The 15,756-nt window shown below is 67.8% G+C and carries 14 protein-coding genes; 9 read left to right on the forward strand and 5 right to left on the reverse strand.

Annotated elements, in window-relative coordinates:
- Window positions 1-5 precede the first annotated feature (5 nt).
- The 4 genes from QUD34_RS11730 to rpmB all read right to left on the reverse strand — a co-directional run bounded on the left by QUD34_RS11730 (window position 6) and on the right by rpmB (window position 1,919).
- Complete coding sequence (locus QUD34_RS11730) at window positions 6-431, reverse strand: GNAT family N-acetyltransferase (protein WP_286353892.1); 426 nt, start codon at window positions 429-431, stop codon at window positions 6-8.
- Window positions 428-1,126 (reverse strand): tRNA (adenosine(37)-N6)-threonylcarbamoyltransferase complex dimerization subunit type 1 TsaB, encoded by a 699-nt coding sequence (gene tsaB, locus QUD34_RS11735; RefSeq protein WP_286353893.1) that lies wholly within the window; start codon window positions 1,124-1,126, stop codon window positions 428-430. The genes QUD34_RS11730 and tsaB overlap by 4 nt, the downstream gene beginning before the upstream one ends.
- A 55-nt stretch (window positions 1,127-1,181) precedes the next feature.
- Complete coding sequence (locus QUD34_RS11740) at window positions 1,182-1,583, reverse strand: bacteriohemerythrin (protein WP_286353894.1); 402 nt, start codon at window positions 1,581-1,583, stop codon at window positions 1,182-1,184.
- Between the two features lie 144 nt (window positions 1,584-1,727).
- Complete coding sequence (rpmB, locus tag QUD34_RS11745) at window positions 1,728-1,919, reverse strand: 50S ribosomal protein L28 (RefSeq protein WP_286353895.1); 192 nt, start codon at window positions 1,917-1,919, stop codon at window positions 1,728-1,730.
- Between the two features lie 134 nt (window positions 1,920-2,053).
- On the opposite strand from rpmB, the gene QUD34_RS11750 reads away from it, so the two are divergent.
- The 9 genes from QUD34_RS11750 to QUD34_RS11790 all read left to right on the forward strand — a co-directional run bounded on the left by QUD34_RS11750 (window position 2,054) and on the right by QUD34_RS11790 (window position 12,881).
- Window positions 2,054-2,932, forward strand: coding sequence for a DNA-processing protein DprA (locus QUD34_RS11750; protein ID WP_286353896.1), 879 nt, complete (start codon window positions 2,054-2,056; stop codon window positions 2,930-2,932).
- Between the two features lie 151 nt (window positions 2,933-3,083).
- Entirely contained in the window at window positions 3,084-5,555 is a 2,472-nt protein-coding gene (topA, locus tag QUD34_RS11755) for a type I DNA topoisomerase (RefSeq protein ID WP_286353897.1), read from the forward strand.
- A gap of 257 nt (window positions 5,556-5,812) precedes the next feature.
- On the forward strand, window positions 5,813-7,030 hold the full coding sequence (locus tag QUD34_RS11760) for a DUF262 domain-containing protein (protein WP_286353898.1): 1,218 nt from the start codon (window positions 5,813-5,815) through the stop codon (window positions 7,028-7,030).
- A complete protein-coding gene (locus tag QUD34_RS11765; RefSeq protein WP_286353899.1) occupies window positions 7,023-7,796 on the forward strand; it encodes a HEPN domain-containing protein in 774 nt (257 codons plus the stop codon). Before QUD34_RS11760 ends, QUD34_RS11765 begins: the two co-directional genes overlap by 8 nt.
- 636 nt (window positions 7,797-8,432) lie before the next feature.
- The gene (locus tag QUD34_RS11770; protein ID WP_286353900.1) at window positions 8,433-9,038 is read left to right on the forward strand and encodes a hypothetical protein; all 606 of its coding nucleotides are present in this window, start codon (window positions 8,433-8,435) and stop codon (window positions 9,036-9,038) included.
- Between the two features lie 73 nt (window positions 9,039-9,111).
- A complete protein-coding gene (locus QUD34_RS11775; protein ID WP_286353901.1) occupies window positions 9,112-10,863 on the forward strand; it encodes a DUF8740 domain-containing protein in 1,752 nt (583 codons plus the stop codon).
- An 80-nt stretch (window positions 10,864-10,943) separates the two neighbouring features.
- Window positions 10,944-11,366 (forward strand): Rrf2 family transcriptional regulator, encoded by a 423-nt coding sequence (locus QUD34_RS11780; RefSeq protein ID WP_286353902.1) that lies wholly within the window; start codon window positions 10,944-10,946, stop codon window positions 11,364-11,366.
- A 54-nt stretch (window positions 11,367-11,420) separates the two neighbouring features.
- Window positions 11,421-12,311 (forward strand): SDR family oxidoreductase, encoded by an 891-nt coding sequence (locus QUD34_RS11785; protein ID WP_286353903.1) that lies wholly within the window; start codon window positions 11,421-11,423, stop codon window positions 12,309-12,311.
- A gap of 114 nt (window positions 12,312-12,425) precedes the next feature.
- Window positions 12,426-12,881 (forward strand): aminoacyl-tRNA deacylase, encoded by a 456-nt coding sequence (locus QUD34_RS11790; RefSeq protein WP_286353904.1) that lies wholly within the window; start codon window positions 12,426-12,428, stop codon window positions 12,879-12,881.
- A 55-nt stretch (window positions 12,882-12,936) separates the two neighbouring features.
- On the opposite strand, the gene QUD34_RS11795 is transcribed toward QUD34_RS11790, so the two are convergent.
- A complete protein-coding gene (locus QUD34_RS11795; protein ID WP_286353905.1) occupies window positions 12,937-15,756 on the reverse strand; it encodes a hybrid sensor histidine kinase/response regulator in 2,820 nt (939 codons plus the stop codon).

Here is a 15,756-nt window from a genome sequence, read left to right on the forward strand (position 1 = left end):
CCGGTTCATCCTCGGCGGTAGAGCACCGCGTCCTCCCCGTCGGGGTAGTAGCCGGGCCGCCGCCCGCAGGGTTCCCAGCCGCAGGCCCGGTAGAGGCGGATGGCCGCGGCATTGGAGGGCCGCACCTCCAGGAACAGGTGGGTCAGCCCCTCCCCGGCCAGCTGCCGCTGGCAGGCCTCCAGCAGGACCTGGCCCAGGCCCTGGCCCCGGTGGGCCGGATCCACGGCGATGCGCAGCAGCTCCGCCTCCCCGGCCGCGGGCACCCGCGACCACCGGGCGAAGGCCACCTCCGGCAGCAGCCACAGGGCCTCGTGATCCGCCGGGGCCTTCCAGGCCGAGCCGAAGGCCGTGCGGTCCAGCCGCGTCACCCAGGCCGGCAGGGGCTCGCCCCCCTCTAGGTACCAGACCCCGGACTCCGGACTCTCCCTCACCGCGCCACGCCCTTCCGCAGGGCCTCCGGCAGGTGGGCGGCGGCGTGGGGGAAGTTCACCTCGGCGTCGGTCTCCCGCAGGTAGAAGGGCACGAGGGGCGCTTCCGGCGGCCCCTGGGCGACGCGCCGCGCCAGGGCCACCAGGCCCGCCAGGGTGGCTTCGCCCTCATCGGCCAAGCGCATCCGCTGCGGCGCGGGCAGCACGGCCTCCACCTTGGCCGCGAAGGCCTCCGGGGCCCACCAGGGCTCGGCCCCCACGCGCTCGGGGAGGTCCGCCAGCGGGTGCTTGGCGGCGGGCTCCGTGGGGCCCTCCGCCCAGCGCTGGTGGAAGGCCTCGCTGCGCTGGCCGTCCAGCAGGATCCAGAGCGGGCCCGCCACGCCAGCCTGACGCAGCGCCTCGGCCCGCAGGGCGAAGGCGGAGAAGCCCCAGGTGGGCAGCCCCGTGAGGCCCAGGCCCTCGGCCGTGGCCACGCCGATCCGCAGGCTCGTGAAGCCGCCGGGCCCCAGGCAGGCCGCCACGCCCGACAGGTCCATCGGCGTGCCGCCGGCCTCGGCCATCAACGATTCCAGCGCGGGGAGCAGCCGCTCGCTGTGCCCCCGCCCCACGCCCGACGCCACCCGCCGCGTCCACGCGCGATCCCCCTGGATCAGCGCCAGGTGCAGGATCTCCGTGGTGGTGTCGAGGGCGAGCAGCATGAGGCCAGTGTATCGGGCCGATGGCGTCCACGGCTTCTGGCGACCTCCGGCCCTGCTAGGCCTCCAGGCCCCGCTGCCGCATGAAGGCGCCCAGGTCCTGATCCTGACGCAGGATGTGCTCCACCAGCCAGGTCTCGAGGAAGGCCAGCACGGCCTCCGTCACCCGGGCGCGGCCGGCGCGGAAGTCCGCCAGCAGGTCGCTCAGCTGCAGGGTCAGCTCCGCGTGGGCCGCGAAGTGGGCCGAGGCCCGGGGATAGCCCGCCCGGATCATCAGGGCCTCCTCGGAACTGAAGTGGGTGACCGCGTAGTCCCGCAGGAAGGCCAGGATCTTCCCGATCTCCTCCCGGTCCTTCCCCTGATCCAGCGCGGCGTGCAGCCGGTTCACCGCGTCCACCAGCGAGCGGTGCTCCGCGTCGATCTGATCCTGGCCGGTGACCAGTTCGGGTTGCCATTCCATGTAGCCCAAGGACTGCTCCGGGAGATCCTGCGAACCGAGGGGTCCCGCGGCTTCACGGGCGTCAGACCGGCCCACCCGCTCCCAGCGGGCTGGCCACAGAAAAAGGCGGCCGCTGGGGCCGCCTTTTCGATTTGGAGCTCCGGCCTAGCAGGCCTTGAGGACCTTGCCCGCCTGGATGCAGGAGGTGCAGACGCGCAGGCGCTTGGGGGCGCCGCCCACCAGGGCGCGGACGCGCTGGATGTTCGGGTTCCAGCGACGCTTGGTCACATTGTTGGAGTGGGAGACATTGTTCCCGAACTGGGGCTTCTTACCGCAGATTTCGCACTGACGAGACATGGGAACCTCACGAACCAAAGGTGAAAACAGCCAAGAGAACCAGTGTAGCCAAGCGGTTCCATAACGCAAGGGGAAAGCCCTTGCGCGGGACCAGTCTCCTTGCCCAGGATAGCCACACTCCCCCCGGAATCCCCATGGAACTGCCCCTCTGGGCCCTCGCCTTCACCGTGCTGGATTGGCCCGAGCGCCACAAGGCCGAGGCCTGGGCCGCGCTCCAGGCCGGCGTGGCACCCGCCCTCTCCGCCGAGCAGGCCGGGGCCCTGGCCCGCCTGGAGGCCGACCTCCCCCGGCGCCGCCAGGAGGCCCGGGACCGGGAGGCCCGCCTGCTGCTGCCCGGCGACCGGGAAACCGACCCCCGGGAAGCCGCCGCCGTGGAGGCCCTGCTGGCGCCCCTGCCCTACCCCGTGGCCCTGTGGGTGCGCGGCACGCTGCCGCCCCCCGGCCCCCGCCTGGCCATGGTGGGCAGCCGTCAGGCCAGCAGCCGCGGCAAGGCCCGCACCCGGGCCTGGGCGAAGGCCTTCACCGAGGCCGGCCTGGCCGTGGTGTCGGGCCTGGCCCGGGGCATCGACGGCGCGGCCCACCTGGGAGCCATCGAGGCCGTCCCCGGCCCCTCCGGCCTGGCGGGCACCTGGGGCATCCTGGGCTCGGGCTTCGACCACCCCTACCCGCCCGAGCACGCCCCCCTCATGGCCCGCATGGTGGCCGCCGGGGGCGGGGTGATCACCCCCTTCCCGCCCGAGGCCCCGCCCCGGGCCTGGCACTTCCCCCGGCGGAACTGGCTGCTGGCGGCCTGGACGAACGGGGTGCTGGTCACCGAGGCCCGGCTCAAGTCCGGCTCCCTGGTCACGGCCCGCCTCGCCCTGGACCTCGGCAAGGAGCTCTGGGTGTGCCCCGGGTCACCGGAAGATCCTTCGGCCGAGGGGCCCAACTCTTTGCTAAGAGAGGGTGCCGCAAGGGTTTGCCTATCCCCCGCCGACCTCCTGGAGGACCTGGCCGGGGCCTGGGTCCCTTGACAAACCTCTGCCCTTAGGATCCATCCTTAGGGGCCGTTCAGGGCTGACAGCGTTTTTCTGGCAGGCCTGTTGCGGCGCCTCATGCCGCCCCACCCGTTGTGGCGAAATCGTGGTTCCGAGTAAGGCGGCGTAGCCCCCAAGGGAGTGTCCAGTGACTAAGCTCGTGATCGTCGAAAGCCCATCGAAGGCGAAGACCATCACCAAGTACCTCGGCAAGGGGTACAAGGTCATGGCCTCCGTGGGGCACATCCGGGACCTGCCCCGCAAGCTGGGCGTGGACATCGAGAACGGGTTCCAGGAGGAATACGAGATCAGCCCGGCCAAGGAGAAGGTGGTCAAGGAGCTGAAGGCCGCCGCCAAGACCGCCACCGAGCTGGTGCTCGCCACCGACCCCGACCGCGAGGGGGAGGCCATCAGCTGGCACCTGCTGGAGGCCATCAAGCCCCCCAAGACCCTGCCCGTGAGCCGGGTCCTCTTCAACGAGATCACCCCGGCGGGCATCGCCAAGGCCATGGCCGCGCCCACCATCATTAATAAGAAGCTGGTGGACGCCCAGCGGGCCCGCCGCGTGCTGGACCGCCTGGTGGGCTACAAGGTCAGCCAGGTGCTCTGGGACAAGGTGCGCCGCGGCCTCAGCGCGGGCCGCGTGCAGAGCGTGGCCGCCCGCATCATCGTCGACCGCGAGCGGGAGATCCTGGCCTTCAACCCCGTGGAGTACTGGGTGCTGAAGGGCCGGTTCGCCGCCAAGCTGCCGCCCTCCTTCTGGATGAAGCTCGTGAAGCTGGGCGGCCAGCCGCTGCAGCTGGGCAACAAGGAGACCAAGCGCCGCGTGGCCGACGCCGTCCAAGCCAAGGATCTGAAGGCCCAGCTCGAGAAGGCCGCCTACACGGTCACGGGCCTGGAGACCAAAGAGAAGAAGCGCAACCCCGCCGCCCCCTTCACCACCGCCAAGCTGCAGCAGGAATCGGCCCAGAAGCTGAAGATGAGCGTGAGCCGCACCATGCAGAACGCCCAGCGGCTGTACGAGGGCGTGGACTTCGGCGAAGGCCCCGTGGGCCTCATCACCTACATGCGCACGGATTCGCCCCGCTTGGCCCCCGAGGCCGTGGAGGCCACCCGCACCTTCATCGGCGAGAAATACGGCCAGGAGTACCTGCCCGCCAAGGCCCGCATCTTCACCGGCAAGGCCGGGGCGCAGGATGCCCACGAGGCCATCCGCCCCACCGACATCACCCGCACGCCCGAGAGCCTGCGGGGCCACCTGGAGCCCGATCAGTTCCGCCTCTACGCCCTCATCTGGCGGCGCACCATGGCCTGCCAGATGGAGGCCGCCCGCTTCGACGAGACGGTGGTGCAGACCGAGGCCCCCGTGGGCAAGGACACGGCCCTGTTCGAGGCCAAGGGCGAAATCGAGCGCTTCCCCGGCTGGCTGGCGGTCTACCGGGCCGACAAGACCGAGGAGGATGCCGAGGGCATCGCCGACGCCACCAAGGGCGACGAGGAGGACGAGGACGAGGCCCTGCTGCCGGCCCTGAAGCTGGGCGAGGCCCTGAAGCTCGAGCAGCTCGACGCCGACCAGCAGTTCACCAAGCCCCCCGCGCGCTTCAACGAGGCCACGCTGGTGAAGGAGCTGGAAGAGGATGGCATCGGCCGCCCGTCCACCTACGCCAGCATCATCAGCACCATCCAGGACCGCGACTATGTGAAGAAGCACGAGGGCCGCTTCAAGCCCACGGAGCTGGGCATGGTGGTCACCGACCTGCTCATCCAGGGCTTCCCCCGCCTGCTGGACACGAAATACACCTCGGGCATGGAGGGCAACCTCGACCTCATCGAGGTGGGCAAGCTCACCTTCAAGAAGGCCATGACGGACTTCTACGGCCCCTTCGAGCAGGCCCTGGCCGCCGCCGGGCAGGACATGCAGAACCTGAAGGCCGGCGTGCCCACGGGCGAGAAGTGCCCCAAGTGCGGTGACCGCAAGAAGCACCCCGGCACGCTGCTCAAGCGCATCGGCCGCAACGGGCTCTTCGTGGGCTGCACCAACTACAGCGCCGAGCTTGAAAAGGACAAGTGCGACTACACCGCGGACCTCGAGAAGATGGAGGAGCCCGAGGACGCGCCCGAGTGCCCGCTCTGCGGCACCACGCCCATGAACCTGCGCAAGGGCCAGTGGGGCCCCTTCTGGGCCTGCCCCAACTACCCCAAGTGCAAGGGCATCGTGAAGGCCGATCCGAAAGGCATTCCGGTTCCCCCCGACGAGCCCACCGGCGAGACCTGTCCCAACTGCGGCAAGGGCTTCGTGAAGCGCCACGGCCGCTACGGCGAGTTCGTCTGCTGCATCGACTACCCCACCTGCAAGACCGTGAAGAAGGAGATCCTGGCCGTGCCCTGCCCCAAGTGCGGCGGCGGCCTCAGCCCCCGGAAGACCCGCTTCGGCAAGGTCTTCTACGGCTGCACCAACTACCCCAAGTGCGACTTCACCGCCTGGGACAAGCCCGTCCCCGTCACCTGCCCCGCCTGCAAGAATCCCAGCATGGGCGAGAAGACCCGCAAGCCGAGGGGCAAGGACCCCATCCAGGTGCTGCTCTGCCCCAAGTGCGGGCATGAAGAGCCGATGGGATGACCTGCCAAAAGGAGTTTGAACTATGCCTGGGAGAGGTGGAATTTCCTCTCAGGTAATACTCCTGAACAACGCCCCCAATCTCTGTTCATTGGCTTGAATTGGCCGAGAGTTGCCGCATAGCGGCCCCGATGACTACGCCGAGGGGATCGTCCTGACCTCCACCACCTAGCATCCATTTTGAGGTTGGCCTGGAGATACTGGATATGTATTGAGAGAGCAGAATATAATTAGCAAACCTTCCAGCGAGTGACTCCTAGATGAACCCTGCAGATTCCGATGATGCCCTTATCAACTTCGCTGATGATGCGGATGATGAAATTGAGGTGCAAGCAAGTGTGGATAGATATCGTGATGCCGTCCTGTACGGCACCGATTGGACAGTGAGAACCCTCCTTGAGCAGATCGAGCAAGGCAACATTGATCTATCCCCGACCTTTCAGAGGCGGGATGCTTGGAGCCGAAAAAACAAGAGCAGATTTATTGAGTCGGTTGCGCTTCAACTTCCGATTCCTCAGATTGTGTTGGCTGAGAGAAAAGAGCAGCGTGGAACCTACATTGTACTGGATGGGAAACAAAGGTTGCTTACTCTCGCACAGTTTGCCGGGGAACTTGCTGATGATCACCCACTTTGGGAAGACTCAGCAAAGGCTGGACCACTCCGCCTATCTGGGCTGACAGTACTAACAGGACTCAACGGAAAGACTTACAAAGACATTGTTAGTTTCCCCGCCCTTGGTCAGGTTAGAACGCAGTTTGACAATCACACTATCCGTAGCGCCCTGATTCGTAACTGGCCGGATGAAGACTACCTCTATGAAGTCTTCATTCGATTGAACACAGGCAGTGCGCGCTTGTCCCCGCAGGAACTTAGGCAAGCAATGAAGCCTGGTCAATTCACCGAGTTTTTGGGTGTAAGATCTGCGAATAGTTCCGTTCTACAAAAAATTCTCGGACTGAATGCGCCAGATTTTCGGATGCGGGATGTTGATCTACTATTGAGATTGATAGCATTTCTGACTCGGCTTCCAGCTTACAAGGGCAATTTGAAGCCCTTCCTGGATGAAACGCACGATCACTACAATGCTCGGTGGAGCAGTGAGCAAAATGCAGTGGATAATCTTGTTAGCCGAATTGAGGATGGACTGGAGTTCCTCGTGAGGTGCTTTGGAGACGCACGTGAGGTTGGTAGACGCTGGGCCGCCGATCAGTTCGATGGGCCTATCAATCGGGCTGTTCTGGACGTTCAGTTGGCTTCAGCGCTCGATGTAGAAGTCCGGAAGGCAGTCCAAGCCGGTAAATTGGATCTAAAGGCCACATTCATCGAGATGTCTCTGCACAATTCTGAATTCACTGAGGCAATTGCCGGCACTACGAAGTCCATTGCATCCATTAGGACGAGATACAAATGCTGGAAGAAGGCGCTTGAAGACAAGATCGGCGCTGAGATCCATATGCCCTCCCTACCAAATGGCTAGTACTCATTTCACCAATCTGGAGCAGTCAATCCGGGAGCTCAAGCGCGTTTATCTTGACGACGCGCTGGCTAGCGGCTCACCGAATACTGACCACCAAGAACTAGCGCGTGCCTTTTTGACTTTGGCTCATGCCGAACTTGAGTTTTATGTAGAGGAGGCGCTGCGCGAGCTTGCAATCCAGTCCTTTGCTGGCGTATGTGCTGGAACCTTCGGACGTCCCTCAATAGCGCTCGTGGCTTTCAGTGGCCTTGAGCCAAAAAATGGTGGTACAGCGCTCAGCACAGGTAAGAAGAAGACCCCACGTCAGCTGGCAATGCGATTTGGAGAAGCCCATGCTGTCTTGTTGCAGAGACTGGACAGGAATACTGGGGTTCGTGAGAAACATATCGCCTCGATGGCAATTCCACTTGGATTAGATTCATCTTCGATTGACAGTACATGGCTTAACGACCTGGATGCCTTCTGTACCGCACGAGGTGCGTTCGCTCACATGTCACGGACAACTTCGCGAGGTAGTCATCTAGCAGTTAACCCTCACGATGTATGGACTAAGTGCGAAAGACTGATCTGGACAAATCCTACCCTTGCCACTCCAGGGTTGCTCAGCTCGTTCGAGAGTTTTGATGCATGGATTGAGGCCGAGAAATTAGCACTGGGACCACAAGTTATTGCCAATTCATGGCGGCTTAGACTTTCTCATTTTGTTTTAACCCTAGTGAGCCGTCTAATTAAAAAGTTGAAATTGGACGAAGATAATGATGAATAAAGATCACCAGATTGGCCCCTATCATTCATTTAGGTTCTTTTGCTTAAATTGACATTGATCCGGGCACAGTCATTGATCATGTCCAAAACCACATACGGATTTCGTCCACAGATACTGACGCAACGCCCGGTCCCGCACGGTGCGGGTGCGGTCGGCGCCGACGCCCGAGGACCTGGAATGGGCGCCGACGCCGGGGGCCTTCACCTTTGGCGACCTGTTCCGCCACCGGTTGGGGCTGGAGCGATTCATGTTCGCGGAGAACGTGCAGGGCGGTCCCAGCATCTACCCGGGCCACGGGGCTGAAACTCTCAGGAGGCCTGGCCTCGGGCTTGGACGGCGTGCGCGTCTAAACAGCTCGCCGCTGGATCCAAACCCCGGGAAAGCACCGGCCAAGCGCCAGGCCACGCGTCCCGGCTTTCATCCTGTTCATCTTGTTCATCCTGGTTTCAAAGGCTTTTTCTTTCGCCAGGATGAAAAGGATGCAGAGGATGGCCGAGATTCGGGCCCCGGTCCCCGTCTTTCAAGTTGACCCGTAAGTCATTTGAATGAATCATTTATTGACATGTGCAACATGAAATTTATTGGTAAAAAAGGGGCAATGATGCCTTAGGATAATTCTTTCCTTCGAAAGCACCCATGCCGAACCCCCTGCGAACCAAGAACCTTCTGGGCTCAAGCCTTGTGGCCAGCCTGGTTATCCCCCTGCTGGCCTGTCTGGGCGGGGGCGGGGGGAGCGCGTCCGCCCAGCGGTCCGGCCCCGTGCCGCTGCAGATGAGCGTCGCGAGTCTGAGCATCCCGGCGGGGGGCGGGGGCTTCGTTGCCGTGACGGCCACCCGGCCGCTGGCCCACTACCTGAACTACCAGGGCCCCCTGACCCTCTCGCTGGACCACCCCCCCGCCGGGGTGCGGGGCAGCGGCAGCATCCCCGCCGACCAGTCCACGGGCACCCTGTCGCTCTGGGTGGACCCCTCGGTGGCCCCCCGGACGATCCAGGGCCTCCAAGTGCTGGCCACGGGCGGGAGCACGGTCTCCGTGGCCACCTTCGACCTGACCATCGCGCCGCCCCTGCCCCCGGGCCGCATCCGCTCCGACCTGGTGCAGGCCAGCGGGCGCGTGCAGCAGGCGGGAACCCTGACGAACGCCCCCCTGGTCCAGGAGCCCGTCGCCGCCACCACCGCCACGGATGCCGCCAAGGTGGACGCCGTGCGCCATGGCTTCGACCCTTCGACCCAGGCCCCCTGATTCAGGCCCAGCCCAGCCTTCAAGGCCCCGTCCACGGGCCTCGTCCTTCCTCCACCCTTCTTCGAGAGAACCCATGCGCTTTCGCCCCACCCTCCTGACCTTGACCCTGATCAGCCTGTCCCCCGGCCTGAGCGCGCAGGTGGCGCCCGCGGCCCCGGTGGTCGAGGCCGCGCCCAACCCCCAGGTGGCCTACCAGGGCCGCCTGAGCGAGGCCGGGCTGCCGGTGACCGGCACGCGGAGCTTCACCTTTTCGATCCTGGATGCCCAGGGGACTGAACTCTGGACCTCGGGCCCCCAGGATGTCTCGGTGAACAACGGCCTCTACGCGGTGGCGCTGGGCGGCTCGGGCATGCCCGCCATTCCCCCGGCCGTGCTGGCCAAGGCGAACCTGCGGCTGCGCCTGTCCATCAACGGGGCGCCGCTGACGCCGGACACGGACCTGGTGCCGGCCCTGCAGGCGCGCAGCGCCTTCGACTTCTCCGGCGCCCTCGCCGGGGATGTGGGCGGTACCCAGAACGCGACGGTGGTGCTCCGCCTCCACGGGGTGCCCCTGGATCCGACGGCCACCCCCACGGCGGGCCAGGCCCTGGTCTTCAACGGCTCGAGCTGGGCCCCCTCGACGGTGGTCGGGGTGCCCGGTCCCGTGGGCCCCCAGGGCGCCACCGGACCCGCCGGCCCTCTCGGGGCCACGGGTCCGCAGGGCCCCATGGGCCTGCCCGGCGCCACGGGCCCCCAGGGCACCCCGGGTGCCACCGGTGCCACCGGGGCCCAGGGCCTCCCCGGCACCGCCGGCAGGACCGTCCTCAGCGGCATCACCCTGCCCGCGGCCAATCAGGGCGTGGACGGCGACTTCTACCTCAATACCGCCACCAGCGTGCTCTACGGCCCCAAGGGGGCCCTCACGGCCGGAGCCTGGCCCGCCGCCGGCACCAGCCTGGTGGGCCCGGCCGGAGCCCCCGGCCCCCAGGGACCCACGGGTCTGACCGGCGCCACCGGGGCCACGGGACTGACCGGGCCCGCCGGACCGCAGGGGCCCATGGGCCTGATGGGCGCCACCGGCGCCACGGGCGCGACGGGGCCCCAAGGCGCCACCGGCCCCCAGGGCGCGACGGGGCCGCAGGGCCTCGCCGGGCCCCAGGGTCTGACCGGCGCCACCGGGGCGACGGGACCGCAAGGCGCCACGGGCCCGCAGGGCCTCGCCGGGCCCCAGGGCCTGACCGGCGCCACCGGCGCGACCGGGGCGGCGGCCACCATCAGCGTGGGGACCACCACCACGGGCGCGGCGGGCTCGTCCGCCTCGGTCACCAATTCGGGTACCGCCAGCGCCGCGGTGCTGAACTTCACCATCCCCCAGGGCGCGGCGGGCTCCGGGGCCGCGGGCCTGCAGGTGCTGGACAACACCAATGCCGTGCTGGGCAAGGTGACCCGCGCCGACAGCTACGGGTACACCGTCCTGACCTCCACCGGCTACCTGCTGGACCTGTCCTGGGATGGCACCGCCTATCCCGCCCAGGCCTGGTTCACGACCTTCTCCGGCGGCGTGTGCAGCGGCACGGTCTACCTGAATGACGGCGGCGGCGGCGCGGGCGGCCTCAAGATCTGGGGCAAGACGGCCTACTGGGTGGGGTCCAAGAACAGCTTCATGGTCCCGCAGGATGTCAACGGCTCGGGCATGAGCATCTCGGTCTCCTTCACCAGCCAGGGCATCGACAATCCCACCTGCGGCGCCGGCGGCGGCACCAACAGCGGCTGGCGCCTGACCACCATCACCAACGCGGCCCTGGGCCTGCCGGCGACCATCGCGGCCCCCCTGAAGCTGCAGTAGGCCAGTCCCGGGGCCCTGCGAGGAAAACCCGTTGACAGGAATCCAATCCGAAACCACCATGGTTACGGATTGGATTCCCCATGAGCAACACCCGCTACACCGTCGCCATCCATGTGCTCACCCTGCTGGCCTACGCCGGTCCCGAGGCGCTCACCTCCGACTACATCGCCGGCAGCGTGAACACCAACCCCGTGGTCATCCGCCGCATCCTGGCCCGCCTGCGGGCGGCCCGGCTGGTGCGGTCCCAGGGTGGCCCCGGGGGCGGCTGGCAGCTGCTCCAGGCGCCGGAAGCCATCCACCTCCAGCAGGTGCTGGCGGCCATGGGGGTGGATGCCGCCTTCCCCCTGCACGCGGCGGCCCCCAATGTGCAGTGTCCCGTGGGCCGCTCCATCCAGGGGCTGCTCACCCACCACTTCCGCCTCGCCCAGGAAGCCCTGGAGCGGCAGCTGGCGGGCGTCACCCTCGCCGATCTGGTGGCGGGCGTGAAGGCCCAGCCCGCCTGACTTTTTTTGCCCTTATCCGCAACCATTCCGGTTGCACTTTCTCCAGGAGATCCCATGACCCCCCACCCCCTCACCAGCCCTCTCACCGGCCCCATCGTCGTCACTGGCGCCACCGGCCAGCTGGGCCGCCTCGTGCTGGCCTCCCTCCTGAAGCAGGTGCCCGCCGCCCAGCTGGTGGCCGCCGTGCGCAGCCCCGAGAAGGCCCAGGATCTGGCCGCCCAGGGCATCCAGGTGCGCAAGGCCGACTATGACCGACCGGACACGCTGGTCGAGGCCTTCCGCGGCGCCGGGAAGGTGCTGCTCATCTCCTCGAACGAGATCGGCCAGAGGTTCGCCCAGCACCGCGCCGCCGTGGACGCGGCCCGGAAGGCCGGGGTGCCGCTCCTGGCCTACACGAGCCTGCTCCGCGCCGACACCTCGCCCCTGCCCCTGGCGCTCGAACACCGGGAGACGGAAGCCTACCTGAAGGCCTCGGGTCTGCCCTTCGTGCTGCTGCGGAACGGCTGGTACACGGAGAACTATGCGGCCAGCATCCCATCGGCCCTGCAGCACGGGGCGTTCCTGGGCAGCGCGGGCGAAGGGAAGATCGCCTCGGCCGCCCGCGCCGACTACGCCGAGGCCGCCGCCGCCGTGCTGCTGCGCGACGGCCAGGCGGGCCAGGTCCACGAGCTGGCGGGCGACACGGCCTACACCCTGCGCGAGCTGACCGCGGAGCTCAGCCGCCAGTCGGGCAAGGCCGTGGCCTACCAGAACCTGCCCGAAGCGGAGTTCAAGGCCATCCTCCTGGGCGCCGGGCTGCCCGAAGCCATCGCCAGCCTGCTGGCGGAATCCGACACCGGCGCCGCGAAGGGTGGCCTCTTCGACGATTCCCGCACCCTGCGCCGCCTCATCGGCCGTCCCACCACGCCCATGGCGGACACCGTCGGCGCCGCGCTGCGGGGCTGAGTGCCCTCACCTTCATGGCGCCCCCCCTCCCGGGACCGATCCTTGTGCTGCGCCCGCCCGGCCTTGTGCCGCGCCCCTCCGGCGCCCATCCGGGTTCGGTCCCAGGAGGCTGCCATGCCCACGACCTTGCTGAAGGATTTCCTCTCCCAGAACCGGGTGGCCCACCAGGTCATCCAACATCCGGTGGCCTTCACGGCCACTTCGGTCGCCGGGGCCGCGCACATTTCCGGCAAGGAGATGGCCAAGACGGTGGTGGTGAACCTGGACGGGCGCCTGGTCCTGGCCGTGGTGCCGGCCAACCGGAAGGTGGACCTGGAGCGCCTGCGCCAGGCCGCCGGGGCCATCCGCGCCGAGCTGGCCGACGAGCGCGAGTTCATCGCCGACTTCCCGGAATGCGAACCCGGGGCCATGCCGCCCTTCGGGAACCTCTACGGCATGCCGGTCTTCGTGGAGCCGCACCTGGCGGCCGACAAGGAGATCGCCTTCAACGCCGGGACGCACACCGAGCTGATCCGCATGTCCTACCAGGACTTCGAGCGCCTGACGCACCCGAAGCTCGTGGACATGTAGGGTCTGTTTTGAAAACAGACCCTGGCCACCCCGAGCGGTGCCCCTTCACCCGGTGTCATCGCCGGGTGAAGGGCTCCAGGTGGCGCTGCAGGTCGCCCATGCTGAAGGGTTTGGCGAGCAGGGTGACGCCTGCGTGGGCCTGGGTCAGGTCCCGGGCCGTCTGATCGGCCCGGCCCGTGGCCAGCAGCACGGGCAGATCGGGCAGCAGGGCCCGCAGGCGCGGCAGGGTCCCCGCCCCGCCCAGGCCCGGCATGTTCATGTCGAGGATGACCACGGCGGGCCTCAGGCCCGCCTCGAGTTTGGCCAGGGCCTCCTCGCCGCTGGGGGCGAGGGTGACGCGATGCCCGAGCAGCTCGAGGATCGCCTGTATGGAGCTCTGGATCAGCTCGTCGTCGTCCACCAGGAGGACCTTCAGCGAGGGGAGGCCGCCCACGATCTTCTGGGGCCCGGAGGATTCCCGGGGCTCCCCGGAAACGCCGGAGGCGGGGAAGCGCAGGATCACGCAGGTGCCCCGGCCGGGCTCGCTCTGGAGCTCCATCTTCCCGCCGTGGGCCTTCACGGTGCTGTAGACGAGGGAGAGCCCCAGGCCCGTACCCTTGCCCACCTCCTTGGTGGTGAAGAAGGGATCCAGGGCCTTCTCCAGCACCTCCGGGGCCATGCCCGTCCCCGTGTCCTCCACCCGGGCCTCGACCCAACCCCCCTCCAGGTTCCGGGTTCCCAAGGTGAGGGTGCCGTTCTCCGGCATGGCATCCACGGCGTTGACGCAGAGGTTCATGAAGGCGTGGGCCAGGTCGGCGGCGTCCCCCCGGACGGGGCGCAGGTCCGGGGCCAGATCGAGTTGCAGCCTCACCTTCGCGAGGGTGGTGCGCTCCAGCAGGTGCACCTCCTCCCGGAGGATGGCGTTCAGATCCAGTTCCCGCTGCTCGGCGGGGTTCTGCCGCGCCAGGTTCAGCAGGCTCTTCACCATCTCCCCGCCCCGCCGGGCGGCCTTGAGGATGGTGCTGAAGGCGCCGTGGGCGGGGCTGCCGACCGGGTGGTTCTCGAGGTGGGCCGAGGCCAGCCCCAGGATGGCCCCCAGCACATTGTTCATGTCGTGGGCCACGCCGCCCGCCAGGCTGCCCAGGCTTTCCATCTTCTGGGACTGCTGGATCTTCTGCTCGATGAGCAGCTGCTCCCGCTCCATGCGCTTGCGCTCGGTGATGTCCGTGATCACCCCCACCAGGGCATCCAGGCTGCCGTCCGGGTGTTCCAGCCGCCGCCCGGACAGGTGGCCCCAGAACTCGCTGCCGTCCTGGCGGAGGTAGCGCCGCTCCACGGAGACCGAGTGGACCTGCCCCTGGATCAGCTGGCGCATGCGCTCGTCGCCCACCTGCTTTTCGGAAGGGTGCAGGTGGTTCGTGTAGGGGGTGCCGATGAGGTCCTGGAGGCTGACGCCGAACATCTCCGCCATGCGCCGGTTCGCGAAGGCGACACTCCCGTCCGACGCCACCAGGATGATGCCCGCCTCGGAGGTCTCGAAGATGACCCGCAGCTGCTCCTCGCGCTCCCGCAGGGTCTTCTCGGCCCGCTTGCGCTCGGTGATGTCGTGGACGATCGAGTGCAGGACCTCGCGGTTCCCCAGCTGGATGCGGCTGGAGGAGCTCTGCACCTCGCGGATGGACCCGTCCGCCAGCCGGTGCTGGAACTCGAAGCGGCCTCCGGTCTCCCTGCGGACCGAGGCCATGGCCTCTGCGAGCCTCTCGGCCGGCAGGGCGTTGATCTCCGAGATGGACATGCCGACCAGCCGCTCCCTCGGGTAGCCGTAGAAGGCGACCGCCGCCGCGTTCGCGTCGAGGATCTGTCCCCCGTCCGCATCGATCATCAGCATGATGGCGCTGCTGTCCGTGAACTGGCGCCGGTAGGAGGCCTCGCTCTCCTTCAGGGCCGCCTCCGCCTGGCGGCGCTCCAGCTCCCCGGCCGCGCGCCCCGCCACCAGCTTCAGCACGGATTCCGCCAGGGCCGGATCGGCCAGGGGGCGCCGCCCGATCACCGCGATCAGGCCCGCGGGGTGGCCCCGGTGATCCCAGAGGGTGACGCCGACATAGCTCTCCGCCCGCAGGTCCCGGAGCATGGCGTCGTCCGGAAAGGAGCCCGCCACCCCGGCGGGGAAGCAGCAGACGGTCTCCCCCACCACGGAGCCGCAGGGGGTGCCCTTCAGGGCATAGGCCACATTGTCCTCGAAGCGGCCATCGCTCCACACGGTCAGCGTCTGGGCCCTCAAGCCGTCCCCTTCGAGCTGGTCGATGCAGACGAAGTCCATGCCCAGCTTCCCGGCGAGGAAGCGCGCCAGGGACTGGAAGAAGTCCTCGCCGGGCGCGCTGCCGCAGGTGGCGAGGAAGCTGTTCACCTCCCGGAAGGCCAGATCCTGCTTCTGCAGGGCCTCCTGGGCCTGCCTGGCCTCGGCCAGCACGGCCTTGGACCGGTGGTGGTCCGACACATCGCTGAAGGTGATGAGCACCCGGCCCCGCTCCAGGGGCGCCGCGGTGACGCTGAGCCAGATGATCTCCCCATCGGGCCGCCGCACCCCCAGCTCCGGCTCCACGACCCGGCGCCCCTCCCGGAGCGCCCGCAGGCCCGGCAGATCCTCGGCCGCCATCGGGGCGCCGTCGGCATGGAAGAGATCCCAGAGGGGGCTCTCAAGCGTGCGGAGCTCGAGCTCGGCCCGGGAGAGCCCCAGCAGGCGGCTGGCCTCCGCGTTGGCCTGGAGGACCCGGCCCGCCCCATCCACGAGGGTGATCCCCAGGGGGAACGCGTCCAGCGGCAGCTCCGCCAGCCCGCCGGGGCCGGCGGCGCCGGCGGGATCGGGCAGGGCGTCTTGGGCATCGGGAGAAGGCAT

Origin of the sequence: Geothrix oryzae, from assembly GCF_030295385.1 — a bacterium.
GTDB classification, from domain to species: domain Bacteria; phylum Acidobacteriota; class Holophagae; order Holophagales; family Holophagaceae; genus Geothrix; species Geothrix oryzae.

Coding starts and splice junctions, on each gene's coding strand:
- tsaB (WP_286353893.1), bottom strand. CDS start 1,126: ATGCTGCTCGCCCTCGACACCACCACGGAGATCCTGCACCTGGCGCTG.
- QUD34_RS11740 (WP_286353894.1), bottom strand. CDS start 1,583: ATGGAATGGCAACCCGAACTGGTCACCGGCCAGGATCAGATCGACGCG.
- rpmB (WP_286353895.1), bottom strand. CDS start 1,919: ATGTCTCGTCAGTGCGAAATCTGCGGTAAGAAGCCCCAGTTCGGGAAC.
- QUD34_RS11750 (WP_286353896.1), top strand. CDS start 2,054: ATGGAACTGCCCCTCTGGGCCCTCGCCTTCACCGTGCTGGATTGGCCC.
- QUD34_RS11760 (WP_286353898.1), top strand. CDS start 5,813: ATGAACCCTGCAGATTCCGATGATGCCCTTATCAACTTCGCTGATGAT.
- QUD34_RS11765 (WP_286353899.1), top strand. CDS start 7,023: ATGGCTAGTACTCATTTCACCAATCTGGAGCAGTCAATCCGGGAGCTC.
- QUD34_RS11770 (WP_286353900.1), top strand. CDS start 8,433: ATGCCGAACCCCCTGCGAACCAAGAACCTTCTGGGCTCAAGCCTTGTG.
- QUD34_RS11775 (WP_286353901.1), top strand. CDS start 9,112: ATGCGCTTTCGCCCCACCCTCCTGACCTTGACCCTGATCAGCCTGTCC.
- QUD34_RS11780 (WP_286353902.1), top strand. CDS start 10,944: ATGAGCAACACCCGCTACACCGTCGCCATCCATGTGCTCACCCTGCTG.
- QUD34_RS11785 (WP_286353903.1), top strand. CDS start 11,421: ATGACCCCCCACCCCCTCACCAGCCCTCTCACCGGCCCCATCGTCGTC.
- QUD34_RS11790 (WP_286353904.1), top strand. CDS start 12,426: ATGCCCACGACCTTGCTGAAGGATTTCCTCTCCCAGAACCGGGTGGCC.
- QUD34_RS11795 (WP_286353905.1), bottom strand. CDS start 15,756: ATGCCTTCTCCCGATGCCCAAGACGCCCTGCCCGATCCCGCCGGCGCC.